The organism is Mycobacterium montefiorense (assembly GCF_025823255.1).
Lineage (GTDB): Bacteria > Actinomycetota > Actinomycetes > Mycobacteriales > Mycobacteriaceae > Mycobacterium > Mycobacterium montefiorense.
Genome location: NZ_JACKVL010000012.1, coordinates 466,636 through 484,979, shown reverse-complemented (window position 1 = coordinate 484,979; position 18,344 = coordinate 466,636). Strand labels below are relative to the sequence as shown.

At 65.0% G+C, this 18,344-nt stretch carries 19 protein-coding genes; 11 read left to right on the top strand and 8 right to left on the bottom strand.

The window, feature by feature from the left end; genetic code table 11:
- Position 1: 1 nt before the first annotated feature.
- Complete coding sequence (locus H7K34_RS11995; RefSeq protein WP_264062124.1) at positions 2 to 391, bottom strand: sterol carrier family protein; 390 nt, start codon at positions 389 to 391, stop codon at positions 2 to 4.
- A gap of 19 nt (positions 392 to 410) precedes the next feature.
- Between H7K34_RS11995 and H7K34_RS11990 the strand changes: the two genes are divergently transcribed.
- Positions 411 to 1,616, top strand: coding sequence for an MCE family protein (locus H7K34_RS11990; RefSeq protein ID WP_264062123.1), 1,206 nt, complete (start codon positions 411 to 413; stop codon positions 1,614 to 1,616).
- Position 1,617: 1 nt separating this feature from the next.
- Here H7K34_RS11990 and purL read toward each other — a convergent pair whose 3' ends face one another.
- Both purL and H7K34_RS11980 read right to left on the bottom strand, forming a co-directional pair.
- Positions 1,618 to 3,906 (bottom strand): phosphoribosylformylglycinamidine synthase subunit PurL, encoded by a 2,289-nt coding sequence (purL, locus tag H7K34_RS11985; RefSeq protein ID WP_264062449.1) that lies wholly within the window; start codon positions 3,904 to 3,906, stop codon positions 1,618 to 1,620.
- 51 nt (positions 3,907 to 3,957) lie between these two features.
- Entirely contained in the window at positions 3,958 to 4,746 is a 789-nt protein-coding gene (locus H7K34_RS11980) for a helix-turn-helix domain-containing protein (RefSeq protein WP_264062121.1), read from the bottom strand.
- Between the two features lie 126 nt (positions 4,747 to 4,872).
- Here H7K34_RS11980 and H7K34_RS11975 point away from each other — a divergent pair, with 126 nt between their 5' ends.
- The gene (locus tag H7K34_RS11975) at positions 4,873 to 5,271 is read left to right on the top strand and encodes a nuclear transport factor 2 family protein (RefSeq protein WP_264062119.1); all 399 of its coding nucleotides are present in this window, start codon (positions 4,873 to 4,875) and stop codon (positions 5,269 to 5,271) included.
- Positions 5,272 to 5,298: 27 nt separating this feature from the next.
- Positions 5,299 to 5,556, top strand: a complete 258-nt coding sequence (locus H7K34_RS11970; protein ID WP_264062118.1) for a TetR/AcrR family transcriptional regulator C-terminal ligand-binding domain-containing protein — start codon at positions 5,299 to 5,301, stop codon at positions 5,554 to 5,556.
- A gap of 101 nt (positions 5,557 to 5,657) precedes the next feature.
- On the opposite strand, the gene H7K34_RS11965 is transcribed toward H7K34_RS11970, so the two are convergent.
- Positions 5,658 to 6,005 carry a VOC family protein gene (locus H7K34_RS11965; RefSeq protein WP_264062116.1) on the bottom strand — a complete coding sequence of 116 codons (348 nt, stop codon included), beginning with the start codon at positions 6,003 to 6,005 and terminating at the stop codon, positions 5,658 to 5,660.
- A 40-nt stretch (positions 6,006 to 6,045) separates the two neighbouring features.
- Positions 6,046 to 7,302, bottom strand: a complete 1,257-nt coding sequence (locus tag H7K34_RS11960) for a M18 family aminopeptidase (protein WP_264062114.1) — start codon at positions 7,300 to 7,302, stop codon at positions 6,046 to 6,048.
- 10 nt (positions 7,303 to 7,312) lie between these two features.
- On the opposite strand from H7K34_RS11960, the gene H7K34_RS11955 reads away from it, so the two are divergent.
- Both H7K34_RS11955 and H7K34_RS11950 read left to right on the top strand, forming a co-directional pair.
- Positions 7,313 to 8,374: a Dyp-type peroxidase gene (locus H7K34_RS11955; protein ID WP_264062448.1), complete on the top strand. Its 1,062-nt coding sequence runs from the start codon at positions 7,313 to 7,315 to the stop codon at positions 8,372 to 8,374.
- Positions 8,371 to 9,171, top strand: coding sequence for a family 1 encapsulin nanocompartment shell protein (locus H7K34_RS11950; RefSeq protein WP_264062112.1), 801 nt, complete (start codon positions 8,371 to 8,373; stop codon positions 9,169 to 9,171). Before H7K34_RS11955 ends, H7K34_RS11950 begins: the two co-directional genes overlap by 4 nt.
- A 32-nt stretch (positions 9,172 to 9,203) precedes the next feature.
- Here H7K34_RS11950 and H7K34_RS11945 read toward each other — a convergent pair whose 3' ends face one another.
- The gene (locus tag H7K34_RS11945) at positions 9,204 to 10,898 is read right to left on the bottom strand and encodes an MOSC and FAD-binding oxidoreductase domain-containing protein (RefSeq protein ID WP_264062110.1); all 1,695 of its coding nucleotides are present in this window, start codon (positions 10,896 to 10,898) and stop codon (positions 9,204 to 9,206) included.
- A 28-nt stretch (positions 10,899 to 10,926) separates the two neighbouring features.
- The gene (locus H7K34_RS11940) at positions 10,927 to 11,643 is read right to left on the bottom strand and encodes an SDR family oxidoreductase (RefSeq protein WP_264062108.1); all 717 of its coding nucleotides are present in this window, start codon (positions 11,641 to 11,643) and stop codon (positions 10,927 to 10,929) included.
- A 182-nt stretch (positions 11,644 to 11,825) separates the two neighbouring features.
- Here H7K34_RS11940 and H7K34_RS11935 point away from each other — a divergent pair, with 182 nt between their 5' ends.
- The 3 genes from H7K34_RS11935 to H7K34_RS11925 all read left to right on the top strand — a co-directional run bounded on the left by H7K34_RS11935 (position 11,826) and on the right by H7K34_RS11925 (position 14,143).
- On the top strand, positions 11,826 to 12,695 hold the full coding sequence (locus H7K34_RS11935; RefSeq protein ID WP_264062105.1) for an alpha/beta fold hydrolase: 870 nt from the start codon (positions 11,826 to 11,828) through the stop codon (positions 12,693 to 12,695).
- Between the two features lie 78 nt (positions 12,696 to 12,773).
- The gene (locus H7K34_RS11930) at positions 12,774 to 13,475 is read left to right on the top strand and encodes a TetR/AcrR family transcriptional regulator (protein ID WP_264062102.1); all 702 of its coding nucleotides are present in this window, start codon (positions 12,774 to 12,776) and stop codon (positions 13,473 to 13,475) included.
- Positions 13,472 to 14,143 carry a TetR/AcrR family transcriptional regulator gene (locus tag H7K34_RS11925; protein ID WP_264062101.1) on the top strand — a complete coding sequence of 224 codons (672 nt, stop codon included), beginning with the start codon at positions 13,472 to 13,474 and terminating at the stop codon, positions 14,141 to 14,143. The genes H7K34_RS11930 and H7K34_RS11925 overlap by 4 nt, the downstream gene beginning before the upstream one ends.
- A gap of 32 nt (positions 14,144 to 14,175) precedes the next feature.
- Here the strand turns inward: H7K34_RS11925 and H7K34_RS11920 are convergent, their stop codons facing one another.
- On the bottom strand, positions 14,176 to 15,321 hold the full coding sequence (locus tag H7K34_RS11920) for an LLM class flavin-dependent oxidoreductase (RefSeq protein WP_264062099.1): 1,146 nt from the start codon (positions 15,319 to 15,321) through the stop codon (positions 14,176 to 14,178).
- Positions 15,322 to 15,795: 474 nt separating this feature from the next.
- Between H7K34_RS11920 and H7K34_RS11915 the strand changes: the two genes are divergently transcribed.
- From H7K34_RS11915 to H7K34_RS11905, 3 genes are read left to right on the top strand one after another with little or no spacing between them, the layout of a single operon-like run.
- A complete protein-coding gene (locus tag H7K34_RS11915) occupies positions 15,796 to 16,839 on the top strand; it encodes a zinc-binding dehydrogenase (protein ID WP_264062097.1) in 1,044 nt (347 codons plus the stop codon).
- Positions 16,840 to 16,871: 32 nt separating this feature from the next.
- Positions 16,872 to 17,750 carry a DUF427 domain-containing protein gene (locus tag H7K34_RS11910; RefSeq protein WP_264062095.1) on the top strand — a complete coding sequence of 293 codons (879 nt, stop codon included), beginning with the start codon at positions 16,872 to 16,874 and terminating at the stop codon, positions 17,748 to 17,750.
- Positions 17,750 to 18,343: a TMEM175 family protein gene (locus tag H7K34_RS11905; RefSeq protein WP_264062093.1), complete on the top strand. Its 594-nt coding sequence runs from the start codon at positions 17,750 to 17,752 to the stop codon at positions 18,341 to 18,343. Before H7K34_RS11910 ends, H7K34_RS11905 begins: the two co-directional genes overlap by 1 nt.
- The last annotated feature ends 1 nt before the right edge of the window (position 18,344 follow it).

Here is an 18,344-nt window from a genome sequence, read left to right as displayed (position 1 = left end):
GTTATATTCGGCTCGCATCGAACAACGGCAGCCAGTGGTCAATTTCACCCGCCCGAGAGCCCGACAGCGTTAGCAATCCGTTCGCCTGTGCGTCGGCGAGCGTCAACATGCCGGTGGCCAGCCAGGTCCTCGGGTCTGTCTCCACAACGTTGGGCGGCGTGCCGCGGGTGTGCTTCGGCCCGGACACACACTGCACCGCGACGAACGGCGGGACCCGGACTTCGACGCTGGCACCGGGCGCCACGGTGGCCAGAGTGCGCGCGGTGAGCCGTACCGCCGTCGCCAGTGTGGTGCGGTCCGGTGCCCGGCGCGTCTCGTCGCGCAGCCAATCCGCAACGTCCATCAGGACCTGTCGCGTCTGGACCGGATCAGCACTAGCGCGGGCGGCCATACCTTAGGGTCTCAGAATCATGGAGCCGCGCCACGGGCCGCCGTACAAGATCGTCGGCCTCGTGACGATCGCGGTCATGGGGCTCATCGGGTTGGCCCTGTACTCGGAGTTTCGTGGGGATCTCACACCGAAAACAAAGTTGACCATGGTGGCGGCCCGGGCGGGTTTGGTGATGGATCCCGGCTCCAAGGTCACCTACAACGGTGTCGAGATCGGCCGGGTGTCCGGTATTTCCGAGATCACCCGGGACGGCGAGCCCGCCGCCATGTTGGTGCTGGACGTGACGCCGAAGTACGTCAGCATGATTCCGGCCAACGTGGCGGCCGAAGTGAAGGCGAGCACGGTGTTCGGCAACAAATACGTTGCGTTGAGTTCGCCGAAGTACCCAGCGCAACAATCGATTACACCATCAACCGTAATCGACGCGACGGCGGTGACGACCGAATTCAACTCGCTGTTCGAGACGATCACCTCGATCGCCGAGAAGGTCGACCCGGTCAAGGTGAACCTGACGCTGTCCGCGGCGGCGCAGGCGCTGACCGGGTTGGGCGAGAAGTTCGGCGACTCGCTGGTCAACGGCAACGCGATCCTCGACGACCTCAACCCACAAATGCCCCAGATCCACTTCGACGTCGCGCGCCTGGCGGCGCTGGGCGACACGTACGCCGATGCCGCACCGGACTTGTTGAATGCGCTCGAACACGCGGTGGCCACCGCGCGGACACTCGACCGCCAGCAAAGCGATCTGGACGCGGCGCTGCTGGCGGCGGCGGGATTGGGCAACAGCGGTGCCGACGTGTTCAGCCGAAGCGGCCCGTATCTGTCACGCGGGGCAGCCGATCTGGTCCCCAGCGCTGCGCTGCTGGACGAGTACAGCCCCGAGATCTTTTGCACCATAAGGAATTTCAACGAAGTCGCACCAAAGATCCACAATGCGCTCGGCGACAACGGCTATGCATTGGGAGCTCACTCGTCGGGTTCCGTTGCGGGAGCACCTAATCCGTATATCTATCCGGAGAACCTACCGCGGACCAACGCCAGGGGCGGACCCGGCGGGCGACCGGGATGCTGGCAGTCGGTTACCCGCCAGCTCTGGCCCGCCCCCTATCTCGTGATGGACACCGGCGCGAGCATCGCCCCATACAACCACTTTGAGGTCGGTTCACCGCTTTTCGCCGAACATGTGTGGGGACGCCAACTCGGCGACAACACCATCAACCCCTGAATCAGACCGCCGCTGAGCCAAAGAAATGCGGCAGCACCGCTTCGGACGTCGCGCGCAGTTCAGCCAGTGGCACCGTGAACAAGCCTTGAAATTCCACCGCGTCCGAGCCCTGGTCGACGACACCGATGCGCGCGGCCGGAAGTCCTCGCGCCTCGCACATCGAACGGAACCGACTCTCCTCGGTGCGCGGCACCGCAACCAGCACCCGGCCCGCCGATTCGGAGAACAGCGTCACGAATGGGTCATCACCCTCGGGAAGCACAATGCGGCAACCGGTTTCACCCGCCAGCGCCGATTCCACGATAGCCTGGGCGAGGCCGCCCTCGGACAGGTCGTGGGCTGCGGTCACCAGCCCGTCGCGTGATGCCGCGCTCAGCACCTCGGCCAGCAGCTTCTCCTTGGCCAGGTCGACCACGGGCGGCAGACCGCCCAGGTGATCGCCGGTTACCTGGGCCCAGATGGACCCGTCGAACTCGTCGCGGGTGTCGCCGAGGAGAAGCAGGGTCTCGCCCGGGTCGGTGCCCAGGGCGGTGGGGATGCGCCGATCGACATCGTCGATCACGCCCAGGACTCCAACCACCGGGGTGGGCAGGATTGCGTCCGATCCGGTTTGGTTGTAGAAGCTGACGTTACCTCCGGTCACTGGAATCCCCAGGGCCACACAGCCGTCGGCGAGTCCTCGGACCGCTTGAGCGAACTGCCACATCACCCCGGGATCTTCGGGCGACCCGAAGTTGAGGCAGTTGGTCACCGCGACGGGGACGGCGCCGGTGGCGGCGACGTTGCGGTAGGCCTCGGCCAGCGCGAGCTGGGCTCCGGTGTAGGGATCCAGCTTCGTATAGCGGCCCGACGCGTCGGTCGACAGGGCGATGCCGCGGCCGGTGGACTCGTCGATACGCAACACCCCACCGTCGGCGTGCTCGGCCAGCACGGTGTTGCCGCGTACATATCGGTCGTACTGTTCAGTGATGAATGCGCGGCTGCACAGATGCGGGCTGCCCAGCAGCGCAAGCAAAGTCGCACGCAACTGGGCACCGGTGACCGGCCGCGGCAGGCTGCTCGACCGGTCGGCGTTCAGCGCGTCCTGCGATTCGGGGCGAGCCACCGGACGCTCGTACACCGGGCCTTGATGTGCCACGGTGCGCGGCGGCACGTCCACGACGGTCTCGCCATGCCAGGTGATGCGCAAGCGATCTCCATCGGTGACCTCGCCGATCACCGTGGCCAGCACTTCCCACTTGCGGCACACCGCCTGGAAAGCCTCGACGTTGTCGGGAGCGACCACCGCGCACATCCGCTCCTGGGACTCGCTGGAGAGGATCTCGGCGGGGGTCATGTTGGCCGCCCGCAACGGGACCGTCTCCAGTTCGACACTCATGCCGCCATCACCAGCAGAGGCGAGTTCCGAAGTCGCACAGGATAATCCGGCGCCACCCAGATCCTGGATGCCGATCACCAACCCGGCCGCGTACAACTCGAGGCAGCATTCGATGAGCACCTTCTCGGTGAACGGGTCGCCGACCTGCACCGAGGGCAGCTTCTTGCGGCCGGGACCGCCACCCTCGTCGCCACCGAACGTCTCCGACGCCAGCACGGACACTCCACCGATGCCGTCGAGGCCGGTGCGCGCGCCGAACAGGATGATCTTGTTGCCGGTTCCCGAGGCGAAGGCCAGGTGTAGATCCTCCTTGCGCAGCACGCCCACACATAGCGCGTTGACCAACGGGTTGCCCGCGTACGACGCGTCGAAGACGGTTTCACCACCGATGTTGGGCAGCCCCAGCGAGTTGCCATAGCCGCCGATCCCGCGGACCACGCCGTCGAGCACCCGGCGGGTGTCCGGCGCGTCGGCGGCGCCGAACCGGAGCTGATCCATCACGGCGACCGGTCGTGCGCCCATGGCCATGATGTCGCGCACGATGCCGCCCACGCCGGTGGCCGCGCCCTGGTAGGGCTCGACGTAGGACGGGTGGTTATGCGACTCGACCTTGAACGTGACGGCCCAACCGTCACCGATGTCCACGACACCCGCGTTCTCGCCGATGCCGGCCAGCATGGCCGCGCGCATCGCGTCGGTGGTGGTCTCGCCGAAGTAGCGCAGATGAACCTTTGACGACTTGTACGAGCAGTGCTCGCTCCACATCACCGAGTACATCGCCAGCTCGGTGTCGGTGGGCCTGCGGCCGAGAATCTCGCGAATCCGCTGGTACTCGTCGTCTTTAAGGCCCAATTCCCCGAACGGCTGCGGCTGGTCGGGGCTGGCGGCTGCGTGTTCGACGGTGTCGGCCACGTGAGTACGGGCGCCCGCTCCGGAGACAGTCACGCAGAACAGTCTAAAGAGCTACTCGCCGCGCAGCAGTCGGGCGCTTTGAGCGTCAGCCGCACAGAACAATTCCACGGCCAGTTCGGCGAGCGTGACGTCGAGCGGTGTGCCAAACGTCGTTAGAGTGGTGAACATCGATAGCCGTTGGCCGCCGCCCGCATCGAGCACGAACGGAACGAGCAGCGACGCGCCGTCCGCTGGCGTGCCCCACGCTTTCGCGGCCGTCGTGACGTCGCGATATTCGCGCACCTCTTCATCGAGGGCCCGCAACACCGGGTGGCCGGTGAGCGCGATCGAACGCCGCAGCTGGTGCAGCAAGTAGCCCGCCCATTCGGGAAAATTCACGGTCCGCCCGGCGAGGCCGTCTGGATGTAGGGACAACCGGTAGATGTTGGCCGGCGAGCCGAGCAGTTCCTCGGGCAGGCCGGCCGTCAGCGCGGACGCGGCGGCGTTGGCCCCCACGATGTTCCAGCACCGATCGATGACCACGCCCGGATAGGGATCGTGCGCATCGAGGAGGCGCTGCACGGCGTCCCGGGCCGGGGAGAGCGCCGCATCTTCGAGTCGGCGCGACTGGTAGCGCGGGGCGAAGCCGGCGGCGAGCAGCAACGCGTTGCGCTCACGCAGCGGGATATCGAGGCCCTCCGCCAGCATAAGTACCATCTCCGGACTCGGACGGGAGCGCCCGGTCTCGATGAAGCTCAGGTGCCGCGCGGACACGCCCACGCTCAGCGAGAGGTCGAGGTGGCTGACCCGTCGACGCGTCCGCCATTCGCGCAACAGGGCACCGACCGGCGCGTGGCTCACGCCCTAACGGTAGTCACGATTGCGTACCTACGGCGATGACCTCGGAGGTAATTGTGCTGCCGCACGACGCCGGGACACGCTCGTGAGCGATCGCGCTCAATCGGAGCGTCTGCCGCTGGAGGAATCATGACCGACATCGCATCCGCCGCCCCGAAGTTCAGTGCCGAGCTGTTTGCCGCGTTTTGGGCCGCTCCCGCTTTGTCGCGTGGGTTGGACATTCTGTCCGACGACGTCATCGGCTACTGGCCGGGCGACCCGGAGCCGGTCCGAGGGATCGACGCATACGCCGCAAAGATCGCCGAAATACTATATGCCGCACCGGATCTGCAGCTCGAAGTAGTCGACAGCGCGACGGTATCCGGTGCCGCCGCGGGCGAGCAGCTGGTGTTCTTGCACTACATTGGCCGGGGCACTGGCCCGGCCGGCCCGTTCCCGATCCGCGGGCTCGACCGGGTTCGCACCCGCGACGGGCTGGTCGTGGAAAACGTGATCCGATACGACCCGCCCTTCCTCGACCAGCTCTGAGCGGGTTGGGGCGGCCAGCGCCGTTGAATGACCCAACGCGACCCGATCAGAGGTCCGCCCGATCTGCGGGCCTGGCTCAACGAACACGGCGAGTTTTTGGCCGAACCACCCAACGCCGCCTTAGTGCGAGCTCTCGTTGCTGCGGCCGCTGCTCGCCCGGGCGACGGCGAGGACCTCTATCAGCAATTGAGCGCCCCGCAGCTCGCCGGGATGACGACGCGACTGCGCCAAGCCATCGACAACGGCGGAGCTGCGGGGCGGTGCGGATGTCGGTGCCGTCGCTAGTGCACTCGTCGGCACGCTGCTCTTGGCACGCGCTCACGCGTTCGGGCGAGAGCATGGGCGGAGTCGACGAGCTCGTCGACGCGGCTGGACGGGATATCGAGTTACTGACCCGTCACGCAAAACGCGTTGTCTTCGGGGTCGGCCAGGACTACCCAGCGAAAGTCCTCACCGAACTGATTCCGGCTCGCCTCGGTGGCTCCCGCGGCCGTCAGCCGCGACACTTCGCCGTCGAGGTCCTGGGCAGCGAAATCGAGGTGCACGCGATTCTTTCCCGGGGTGCGATCGGGGACGTTCTGAAATCCCAACTGCGGCCCATCCGACCGGGTAACCACAACGAACTCACCCGGGATCAGTTCCTGTGTGGTGCCTCCGAATTGGTCGGCCCACCAACTGGCTAGCTTCAGGGCATCGTCGCAGTCGAACGTGATCATCTCCACTTTGAGCGTCATACCAATCGACTCTATGCGCCGGCCAGCCGACCGCACCACGTCACCCGGGCGCAAGAAATGCACGCATCGCTGCCGAGTAGGCGGACACGTCGTGTGCGCCCATCAATTCGCGTGCGGAGTGCATGGCTAGCTGCGCGGCACCGACGTCGACGGTGGGAATACCGGTTAGCGCCGAGGCCAGCGGCCCGATCGTGGAACCGCACGGCAGGTCGGCGCGATGCTCGTAGCGCTGCAGCGCGACCCCGGCCTGATCGCAGGCCAGCGCGAATGCCGCCGCCGTACGTCCGTCGGTCGCGTACCGCAGATTCGGGTGCACCTTGAGCACCGGCCCCGCGTTGATCTCGATCAAGTGGCCGGGTTCGTGGCGCTCCGGGTAGTTGGGGTGGGTGGCATGCGCCATGTCGGCCGAGGCCAGTAGCGACGTGGGCAGCCGCCGCAGGAAGTCTTCCCGGCCACCGCCGGCCGCGAGCACGATGCGTTCCAGCACCGTGCTCAGCAGGTTGGACTGCGCGCCGTGGTCCGACGACGACCCGACCTCCTCGTGATCGAACATCACCAGCACCGCCACGTTGCCGCGCGGCTCGGCCGCAAGCAACGCCTCCAGGCCCGCATAGCAACTGGCCTGGTTATCCAACCGGGGTGCGCTGAGCAGGCCGGCGTCCGCGCCGATCACCGTCGACGGCGTCAGGTCGTGGGTCATCAGGTCGGCGGCCAGCACGTCGGCAGGAGCCACCCCGGCCCGCTCGGCGACGTAGTCCACGAACGCCCGCGCTTGGGGTCCAGCGCCCCAGACCGCATTGACGTGCCGCTGCGGATCCAGGGTCAGCGACTTGCGATCCTCGGCCAGATGGATGGCCAGCTGCGGGATCCGCAGAATCGGCTCGTCGATTCGGATCAGCCGATGATCCAGCCCTGAGCCGGCGCGCACCGACAACCGGCCGCTGATCCCCAAGTCGCGATCGAGCCAGGAGTTGAGCCACGCCCCGCCGTAGGGCTCCAGCGCCACCACCTGCCAGCCGGCGACCACCCGGTCCGGATGCTGCTTGACCCGCAGGTTGGGACTGTCGGTGTGCGCGCCAACGATCCGGAATGGACCGTCGGGACCGGTTGTGTTCCAGGCGACCAGTGAGCCGGCGCGGACGGTGAAGTAGCACCCCGGTTGCCCGGGCCAGGGGTCGGCTTCCCGGAGTTCCGCGTAGCCGGCGGCGCCCAGTCGGCCGGCGACCGTGGCGCAGGCATGAAACGGGGACGGGGAGGCGTCGATGAATTCGCAGAGGCCTGCGGCGCTGGCCGACATGTTCAACATCATGGCTGTCCGCGATTACACAGTTAACGATAGGGTCGGCCATGTGTCCCCGGTTCAGCCCCAGCCCATCCTGGCGCCGTTGACGCCCGCCGCGATTTTCTTGGTGGTCACCCTCGACGACGGCGGCGAGGCGACGGTACATGACGCGCTGCCCGACATCTCGGGACTGGTGCGCGCCATCGGCTTTCGTGACCCGACCAAGCACCTTTCGGTGATCACCTCGATCGGCTCGGAAGCTTGGGATCGATTGTTCGGCGGCCCGCGACCCGCTGAACTGCATCCGTTCATCGAGCTGAGCGGTCCGCGGCACTTTGCACCGGCCACCGCCGGCGACCTGTTGTTCCACGTCCGGGCCGAGACGATGGACGTGTGCTTCGAACTGGCCGGTCGCATCCTCAAGTCGATGGCCGGCGCGGTCACCGTCGTCGACGAAGTGCACGGATTCAAGTTCTTCGACAACCGAGACCTGCTCGGCTTTGTCGACGGCACCGAAAACCCCGATGGCCCAATCGCCGTCAGCGCCACCGCAATCGGCGACGAGGATCCCGACTTCGCCGGAGCGTGCTACGTACACATCCAGAAATACGTACACGACATGTCGTCGTGGGATTCGCTGTCGGTTACCGAGCAGGAACGGGTGATCGGCCGGACCAAGCTGGAAGACATCGAACTCGACGACGACGTGAAGCCGGCCGACTCCCACCTCGCGCTCAACGTCATCGAAGACGACGACGGCAACGAACTGAAGATCGTGCGGGCCAACATGCCGTTCGGCGAACTCGGCGCCGGCGAATTCGGCACGTACTACATCGGCTATTCGCGCACACCGGCAGTCACCGAACGGATGCTGCGCAATATGTTCATCGGCGATCCGCCCGGCAACACCGACCGTATCCTGGATTTCTCCACCGCCGTCACGGGCGGACTGTTCTTCTCCCCCACCGTCGACTTCCTCGACGATCCACCACCCCTCCCCGCGCCACTCGAGACGGAGCGACCGGACCCGCCCACCGCACACGACGGCGCAGTTTCGATCGGCAGTCTGAAAGGAACCACTCAATGAAGAACAACCTCTACCGCGATCTAGCGCCGATCACCGACCTCGCTTGGGCCGAAATCGAATTGGAGGCGACGCGGACGTTCAAGCGACACATCGCCGGGCGTCGGGTGGTCGACGTCAGCGAGCCCGGCGGTCCGGTCACCGCGGGGGTCAGCACGGGGCGCCTGGTAGACGTGCAAGCCCCCACCGACGGCGTAGAAGCGCACCTGCGCACCAGCAAACCGCTTGTCCGCCTGCGGGTTCCATTCACCCTGTCGCGCGACGAGATAGACGACGTCGAACGCGGCTCGCAGGACTCCGACTGGGACCCGGTCAAGGCCGCCGCCAAGAAGCTGGCCTTCGTCGAAGACCGCGCCATCTTCGAGGGCTACCCTGCCGCGGAGATCGACGGGATCCGCAATTGCAGCTCGAACCCCGCACTAATGCTGCCCGACGATCCTCGCGCGATCCCCGACATCATCACGCAGGCGCTGTCCGAGCTGCGGCTGGCCGGTGTCGACGGCCCCTATTCGGTGCTACTGTCTGCCGATATCTACACGAGGGTCAGCGAGACGACCGAGCACGGGTATCCGATCCTCGAACACATCAACCGGCTGGTGAACGGTGACATCATCTGGGCGCCCGCCATCGACGGTGCGTTCGTGCTCACCACGCGTGGCGGTGACTTCGATCTGCAACTGGGCACCGACGTCTCCATTGGTTACACCAGCCATGACGCCGACTCAGTGCAGCTATATCTGCAGGAGACCCTGACGTTCCTGTGCTACACCGCCGAGGCATCGGTCGCGCTGGGCGTTTAGTAAATCGGGCTAGCGCAACGGCTTTCGCTTCCTCAGAGATCCAGCACGAGGTCGCTGTCCGGCGCCGCCGAGCAGATCAGCACGCTGCCCGGGCCCGGTGCCTCCAATGGCGGCTGCACGTAGCTGGTCGCACCCGCGACCACTCCGGTCTCGCACACGTGGCAGACACCGCTTCGGCAGGAGAAACGGGTCGGCACGTCGCAGGCTTCCGCGAAATCCAGGATGCTGCCGTAGTCCGAGGACCACTGGACGGTAAGCCCGCTGCGGGCGAAGGTGATCGACGGGCCGGTCCCCGGCGGGCCGGGCGGCACGTGTGGTGGCTTGCGCGCCGCGCCATCGACGATGCCGGGGTTTATCGGTGGCAGCGCACCGAAGAGCTCGCTGTGGATGTGCGTACCGTCGAGCCCGGCGGCCACCAGCGCCTCGCGCATGTCTGTCATGAATTGGGTTGGGCCACAAAGGTATGCCGCGGCATCAGTCGGCAGTCCCAGTGCCGCGATGGCCGGCTGTCCCAAGCGCCCTTGGGTCTGGGTGTAGAACACGAGCTCTCGAGCCTGGGGCAACGACTCGACCAGAGTCGTGACTTCGGCCGCAAAAGCCTGGGTTTCGCGATCGCGGGTGGTGTGCAGCCACCATATGTCGCGGCTACTGCGGGTCGCGGCCAGCGCATGCAACATCGCCAAAACCGGAGTCACACCGATGCCCGCCGAGATCATGACCACCGGTCGGTCGTCATCGATGAGGTAGAAATCGCCACGCGGAGCCACGGCTTCGACGATCGAACCGGGTTCGATGTGCGCGTGCAGCCACCGGCTCACCAGTCCGTGGTCTTCGCGTTTGACGCTGATGCGGTAATCGCTCGCCGCCGAGGATAGGGAGTAACTGCGCAGCGGCACCGGATCGCCGGCGCCCGGGAGCCGCACCGTGAGGTATTGGCCCGGCAGTGCCGGTGGCAGCGCGGCCCCGTCTTCGGCCTGCAGACCAATAGACATCACCTGTGGGTTCTCCCGGCGTATCTCGCTGACCCGCAACGGGCGAAAGCCGTTCCACCCCGGCTCGAACCCGACGGTCGGCGCCGGACCTTCTTGCGAGGCGAGCATGTCGCGGAATGACTGCTGCCAGCCTGGGCTCAGCGCCGGAACCTCGACGACCTTGCGGAGTTGTTCGGCATTGCGGTCCGGCAGGTACAGCAGCGCGTCGACGTCGGCGACACTGAGTTCGTGACGGCCACGCCGGGTCCGCACGATGTCGTCGCCGGCCTGGACGCACCCCTCGGTGATGACACGGAAATAAAAGCCTGGACGTCGTTGCGACACAAGCAGGTTCGGCATTTCCGGTTCGTCCAGCCGCACGCCGACCCGAAAGCAGGTGACCCGCGGCTGGGTCACCTCGAATTCGGCGTTCCCGATGCGGTAACGATCGCCGATGCACACATCGTGATCGGGCAACCCGGCGATGGTGAAGTTTTCGCCGAAGTGGCCGGGTTGCAGGTCGTCGCGGTTCAGATAAGCCTTCCAGAAGTCGTAGGACTCCGTCTGGTAAACCATGACCGCGCGTTGTTCGCCACCGTGGCCGCCGAGATCGCCTTGACCGTCACCGTCGATGTTGAGACGTCGCACCATGATCGGGCCTTCGACCGGCGTCTTCCAGATCCCTGTATAGACCGTCTTGTCGCGCCATCGTACGTTTTTGGGCATGCCCACATTCACCGAAACAAGCCTGCCCATCACTTCTCCTTTTGGCCGTTCCAGAAGCCTAAATCAGCGGCTCGCCGCCGTCGATCTTCAACGTCATACCGGTCATGAACGTGTTGGTCATGGCGAACAGCACCGCGTTGGCCACATCCTGCGAGGTCCCGATCCGCCGCACCGGGTTTCCGGCAGCGATGTGCTGGAAATAATCACATTTGCCGTCCTCGCCCAGCGAATCCCAGGCGCCGGTATCGATGACTCCCGGCGAGATCGCGTTGACCCGCGTCGGTGCGAGTTCGACCGCAAGCCAACGGGTAAGGAAGTCCACGGCTCCATTGGTGATACCCACTCCGAGGTAGCCGACGTTCAGCTTGAAGGCATGAACGCCCGAGAACAAAACGAACGAGCCGCCCGGGTTAATTTGCGGTGCAACATATTTGGCTAGCATCGTCGGACCGATGACTTTGGTGTCGAACGATAGCGCAAGGTTTCCGCGCTCAAGCTCGGCCAGGTTCCCCCGGGCACGCGCCGACGCGGTCGATACCACGTGATCCACCGCACCCAACCGATCGACCATAGCGGCAATCGACGCGTCGTCGGTGAGGTCGACCACCTCGGCGGTGACGTCGGTGTCGCGGTAGGCGGTTGCAAGTTTGCCCTCGTCGCGCCCTGCCACGACGACGCGTGCACCTTCCGACCGCGCCAACAAAGCGACCGCTCGCGCGATCCCGCTGCCGCGTCCTACCACCACGACGGTCTTGTCCTGCAAAGTTTTACCCACGAAAGCTCCTCGCCGTGGCACAGAATTGGGATAGTTGACCCAGAATATTCCCGGTTAATGGAGCGGTCAACTCCAGCGGGGGCTATTGCGAGCCGGTGGATTTGATGCATACTGGGATGTATATCCCAAAAGTGCGAGTGGGTCGGCCGACGTCCAGGCTCACCTGGCGCAGGAGGAATCTCATGTCCGCTGTCCATCATCGTTACGCCACCGTCGACGGCCATCAGCTGTTCTTCCGGGAAGCCGGCGACGCGGCAGCCCCCACGTTGGTGTTGCTGCACGGATTTCCGACCAGCTCGCACATGTTCCGACGTCTGATTCCGGAGCTCGCCGACCGCTATCACGTGATCGCGCCGGATCACCTGGGCTTCGGACTCTCCGATGCTCCGGCTGTCACGGAGTTCGACTACACCTTCGATGCGCTGACCGACCTGACAACGGGCCTGCTGCGCAGCCTGGGAGTCGATCGGTACGCGATGTACGTGCAGGACTACGGCGCCCCGATCGGATGGCGATTGGCCCTGCGCGACCCGTCGACCATTACGGCGATCATCAGCCAGAACGGCAACGGCTACGACGCCGGCTTCGTGGAGGATTTCTGGAAGGTCGTGCGGGCTTACCAGTCTGAGCCGACCGCCGAGACCGAGGCTCCGGTGCGCCAATTCCTCGGCCTGGACGCGACCCGCTGGCAATACCTCACCGGCGTACCCGACGAGACGTTGGTCGACCCCGACTGCTGGCATCACGACTACGCGTTGCTGTCCCGGCCCGGTAATGACCTGGTCCAACTAAAGCTATTCCGCGACTACGCCACCAACGCGCCGATGTACCCACAAGTGCACGAGTACTTTCGCGCCAGTAGGGTCCCGCTGCTGGCGGTGTGGGGACGCGGTGACGAGATCTTCGGACCCGCCGGTGCCGAGGCCTTCGCCGCCGACCTGCCCGATGCGCAGATCCATCTGCTCGACGGCGGACATTTCCTGTTGGAGTCCGCACTCGATGAGGTCACCGAACTGATCCGCAACTTCCTCAAGGACCGCGTACCCCCCTGACCGGGGCCCGCGGGCGTCGCAGCCAGCATTGGGCCACAGATCCCATAATCGGCGGTGCTCGCGGGTTAGCCTGACGCGATGGCCCATCCCGATGTTCGCGACGAACAACGGTTGACCGCCAAGGGGCGTGCCACCCGCGACAGGATTGTGCAGGCCGCCGCCCAACTGATCGTCACCGAAGGCCTTTCGGCCTCGAATATAGAGAACGTGCGTAAGGCCGCGTCGGTCAGCGGCTCTCAGCTCGCCCATTATTTCGCCGACAAGGGCGCCCTGATTCGCGCGGTGATCAGGAGTCAGATCGGGGTCGTTCTGGACTTCCACCGCCAGCCCCAGCTACGGGAGCTGGACTCATTCGACGACTTCGAGCGATGGATCGACCTCAACATGCGCTACCTCCGGCGCATCGGAACCTCCGGTGGCACACCCACTTACCACGCGCTGACCGCGCAGTTGGCCAAGTCCGACGACGCTACCCGCACCACCCTGGCGGCCGGCTACTGGCAGTGGGTGGACTTGCTCGAGGCGGCCATCGGGCGGATGAAGGACAACAAAGTCGTGACGGCGAGCGCCGATCCACGACGGCTGGCGCTGGCGATCATCAGCGCTCATCAAGGCGGCGCCACGTTGGCGTTCACCTATCGGGCGGAATGGCCGCACGCCGACGCCACCCGATTTGCGGTCAACTACCTGCGAATGTTTGCCGCCGATCCCGATGAACGCACGCCACGGCCGCCACGGCGTTCTCGGGGTAGGCGCGCGAAGCCAAGGGCGGCAACATGACTGAAGACGGCAAGCCGCGCTTCACCCGCAAAGGACAGGCGACGCGCACTCGCATCATCGATGTCGCGGCTCGGCTGATGTTCGAGCGTGGCGTGGCCAACACCAGCATCGACGAGGTTCGTGCTAGCGCCGGGGTGGGCGGATCGCAGATCTCGCACTACTTCCGCGACAAACGCGACCTGACTCGCGAGGTCATCGCCGCGCGCCGCGACGACGTCATCGAGTTTCACAGCCAACCGCGGCTCGCTGCGCTCGACAGCATCGAGGCGCTGCAAGCCTGGGCCAACGCTTGCGTCGACGACATCGACACCGTGTATCGGCTGGGCGGCTGCGTCTACGGCTCACTGGCGGGCGAACTGATCGAAGCCGACAACGAAGTTCGCGACGACCTCGCGCGCGGCTACGACCAATGGCTGGAGCTGTTCCACACCGGCCTCATCGCGATGCGCCAGCGCGGCGGTCTGCGCCCCGACGCCGACCCGCGGCACTTGGCGGCCTCGCTGGTCATCGCGCATCAGGGTGGTGCGATGATCACGCACGCCACGGGTGACGCCGAGCCCTTACGGGTCGCCGTCAACGCCGCAGTCGACTATGTGCGTTCGTTCGCGGTCGATCCCGGGACCGGTAAAAGGGGCGCCAGGCCGTCTGCGCAACGATCGCCTCGATGACGCGGCGGCACGCCCCGCTTAGAGCAGTGGCGTCAAAGTCTCTTCAGGCCATGCACGACCTTGTTGAAAGCAAGCGTCGTAGCAAGGCCTTTGCGAAGACTCGGCTGCAGCACGCTGATATTTGCCACCACCAGATAGCGCAGGCCCTGAGCGCGCCACTGCGCCGCCTGCTCGACGACTTCGGAAGGCGTTCCGCACAGATGCGCTTGTCGCACCACCGAGACCGGGACTGCGGACGCGTAAGACCGAGCAGACTCCTCGTCCATGATGTACGGCTGAATATCCTGCAGACCGGAAAAGTCCTCTCCGAGAGGATGTATGGCGCCGCAGTCGGCGAACAGTTCGCCCGAGGCCGTCAAAGTCCAGGCTTTGACCAACTCGGACTCCATCACTTCGTTCACATCATCGCGGTTACGCCCCGTGATGACCATTGCCAACATGGCCGGAAGCACGGCCATCGGATCCCGCCCATAGTCAGAGGCCGCAGTGCGGACGATGTCAAGATGCTGGGCGTACCGGCGCGCGACATGCGGCGAGTAGGGAAACCACGCGTCGGCAAAACGACCGGTAAGCCGCAGCATGCGAGGACCATGCGCGGCCACCCATATTTCAGGCCATTTCGCAGCATAGGGCGGCAGATCGAACACCGCGTTCCGCAATGGAAAGTAGGGCGACTCGCGATTGACGAGTTCACCACCCGAGTTCCACAGCGCCCGGATGGTGGCCAGTGCCTTCTCAAACCTGGCGACGGGCTTCGACCAGTCCACCCCATAGGGCTCATTGCCTTCGCGCTCACCCGTGCCGATACCAAGAATGGCTCGTCCCTTCGTGAGCAGGTGCAAAGTGGTCACGGCCTGGGCCGTAACCGCTGGGTTGCGCCGGCCCGCATCGGTGACCGCGACGCCGAGGCGGAGTTGACCGAGCCGGTTACGAGCGGCCAGGTAACCAAGCGTCGTCCATGCCTCTAAGTGCGCGTCGCTTCGCGGAATCAGCTTCGCGGCTCCACAGAATTCCGGCTTCCACAATGACCGCGGCAGTAGACCGTTGATGTGGTCGGGGCCCCAAAATGAGTCGACACGAGCAGCCGCGGCGGCCAAGTAGTTGGATCGCATCAGTACGTCGACCGCCGGCCGTGCAGCCAGAGCCGTGTCCATTACGCCAACCCGAAATCCGGTCAAAATGATGGCCTTTCGTCGCTGGGTATGGATTCACGGAGAAAACTGTTGTTACCAAAGCGTTTTCTAACCCGCGCCGCTACCCGGCGGGGTGCATTTGGCATCGCCGCGATTCTCTAATCTTGTTGCCAGGCTACTCATCTCGGGAACCACAGGGTGATTCGACGACATGAAATCCTTGGTGTCGACGGCCAGAAATCGCGAATGTCAGTTGCGCGGCTGCCCGGGCAGCTGGCATTCGCACTACTTACTCAAACCCGCGAGGATCTTCATATCGCCGAATCAAGCGGCGGGAACCCGTGGCAGTGGCTGCCGCCGTTGCGAGCGACACGACTTGACCCGGGCCGGCAACGGCCTGGACATTTTTGGGTCTATCCGCCCATAATAATGGGTTATACAGCCCATTATGTCGATATGGACACCGGGGCATAATGCAAGATGCGGCTTGTCCGCGAAACCTCTTGGGAGGAAATTTCGATGGTGACCGCCAGCAACACGCTGCCGACTGCGCCCGCCGTGGTACGCGAGGAATCCGGCGGGGAAACGATGCGGGCGATCATCCTGTCGGGGTTCGGAGACCTCGATCGCCTGGTGTACACCGAGATCCCCAAGCCACTGCCCAAAGACGGCGAAGTGGTGATTCAGGTCAAGGCCTTCGGCATCAATCACGCCGAAATACACATGCGTAAAGGCGAGTGGGCCGAAGCCGCCGAAGTCAGCGGCATCGAATGCGTCGGCATCGTCGACTCGTGCCCGGGCGGAGAGTTCCCGGCCGGGGCCAAGGTCGCCGCCCTGATGGGTGGCCTGGGGCGAACCATCAACGGCAGCTATGCCGAATACACCCGGGTCCGCGCGGCGAATGTCACCCTGATCGAATCCGATCTCCCCTGGTCGCAGCTGGCGGCGCTGCCGGAAACGTATGCGACGTCCTGGACCTGCCTGTTCCGCAATCTCAAGCTGACGGCCGGACAGACGCTGGTGATTCGTGGCGCGACGTCGGCGCTTGGCCAGGCCGCACTCAAGATGGCAGTCATCACGGGAGCCCACGTCATTGCGACCGCGCGCAGCCAGGGGCGTTTTCGGATGCTGGAGAAACTCGGCGCCGCTCGCGTCGAGGTGGAGCGGTGCGACCTGGCCGCCCATATTGCCGAGGCCAAGCAGATCGATGCGGTCCTCGATCTCGTCGGCAACAGCACTATCCTCGATTCGCTGGACATGCTGCGCGTCGGTGGCACTGCCTGCCTGGCCGGATGGCTGGGCGGTCTCGCGCCCATCGCTGACTTCAACCCGTTGGCGCGGATGGCCAGCGGTGTGAGCTTCAGCTTCTTCGCCAGTCCAGTCTTCGGGAATCCGGGTTTCGAGGTATCCGGCATACCGCTGGGCGAAATCGCCCAGCAGATCGCCGACGGCAAGCTCGACGCGAAGCCGGCGCGCGTCTTCTCGTTCGACCAGATTCGCGAAGCTCACCGGGTTGCCGAGTCAGGAGAGGCCGGCGGCAAAATCGTCGTGGTCATGGACTGACCCGCGCGGGCGCCGAAAGATAGGATACGGCAATGGGATTGGCATGGCAGCAAGGTCCGCTGGCGACCGGATCGGTGGGACACTTCCTCACCGAACAGCCGTTGCCACCTCGCCTGCTGTACGCGGAGCCGTTGCGCCGTCGGATGCGGGTCCGGTTCGCGGACCGGTGGATAGCCGACAGCGAAGACGTGGTGTTGTTGCACGAGCCGGGGCGGTATCCGGTCGCCTATTTCCCCCAGCATGACATCGAAGACGGCATCCTGGTCGCCGAGGATCGCGTCACCACACACAAGGATCTCGGTGACACCCAATGGTTTACCGCCCGCGTCTTGAAACAGCAGGCGAACCACGCGGCCTGGCAGCACACCGGACTGCCCTCACATGCCGCGGTGTTGGGCACACGGGTGGCGTTTGCCTGGCGCGCCATGGAGGCTTTCTACGAAGAAGACGAGCGCATTGTCGGGCACGCGGCCGACGCCTATCACCGCGTCGATATCCGGTCTACCTCGAGGCATCTCGTGGTTCACGACGGCGACCGCGTGATCGCGGACACCCAGCATCCATTGGCTCTGTACGAATCCGGCTTCGCGCCGCGCTGGTATGTGCCGCGTGAGAATATCGACGAATCAGCGCTCAAACTCGCTGAGGGGCAAACTTTCTGCCCCTACAAGGGCATCGCCTCGTACTACGACGTCGGCGACCGTAAACGCGCGGCGTGGTCCTACGTCAACGCGTGGACCGAAGTGGATCGAGTCAGCAACCTGGTGTCGTTCGAACCCGACAAGATCGACGTCTACCTGGACGGCAAGCAGCTGCACCTCGAGCCCGGTCAGACCGTCATTGCGCACGGCGTTGACCGCGGACTCGACACCGATGAGGTGCTAGGGAAAACACCGCCGGGAAACATCTGATGGCTGAGCCTAAGGCCGGCGCGGAGCGCGTACAGGCGTTCTCCGACGGCGTCTTTGCGGTCATCATCACCGTCTTGGTATTGGAGCTCAAGCCGCCCAGCGCCCACACCTTCAGCGCCCTGCTGCCGCTGTGGCCCACGGGGCTCAGCTATGTGGTCAGCTATCTGTTCATCGCGATCGTCTGGGTCAACCACCACCACTTGTTCGGCCATGCGCAGACGGCGACGCCACGGTTGGTGTGGTCGAATTTCGCCCACCTCTTCTCGGTCTCGCTGATTCCGTTCACCACCGAGTGGATAGCCGACAGCAGGCTGGCCGACGCACCAGTGGCGCTGTACGCGTCCGTCTTCGTCCTGGTCAACATCACCTACATCTTGCTGTGCACCGAAATCGTCGATCGTCCTGCGCACGAAGATGGTTCACATCGCCTGCGCAGGCTGTTGCGGATGAGATCGTTCATCACGATCTTCGTCTTCGTCACGGCGGCGCTCATCGCACTCAGATGGCCGGTCATCGCGATGGTGTTGATCTGCGCGTGCCTGATCGGATATTTGCGACCAGATCTTCCGAACCCGAAGAAGGCGCAGGAGTAGG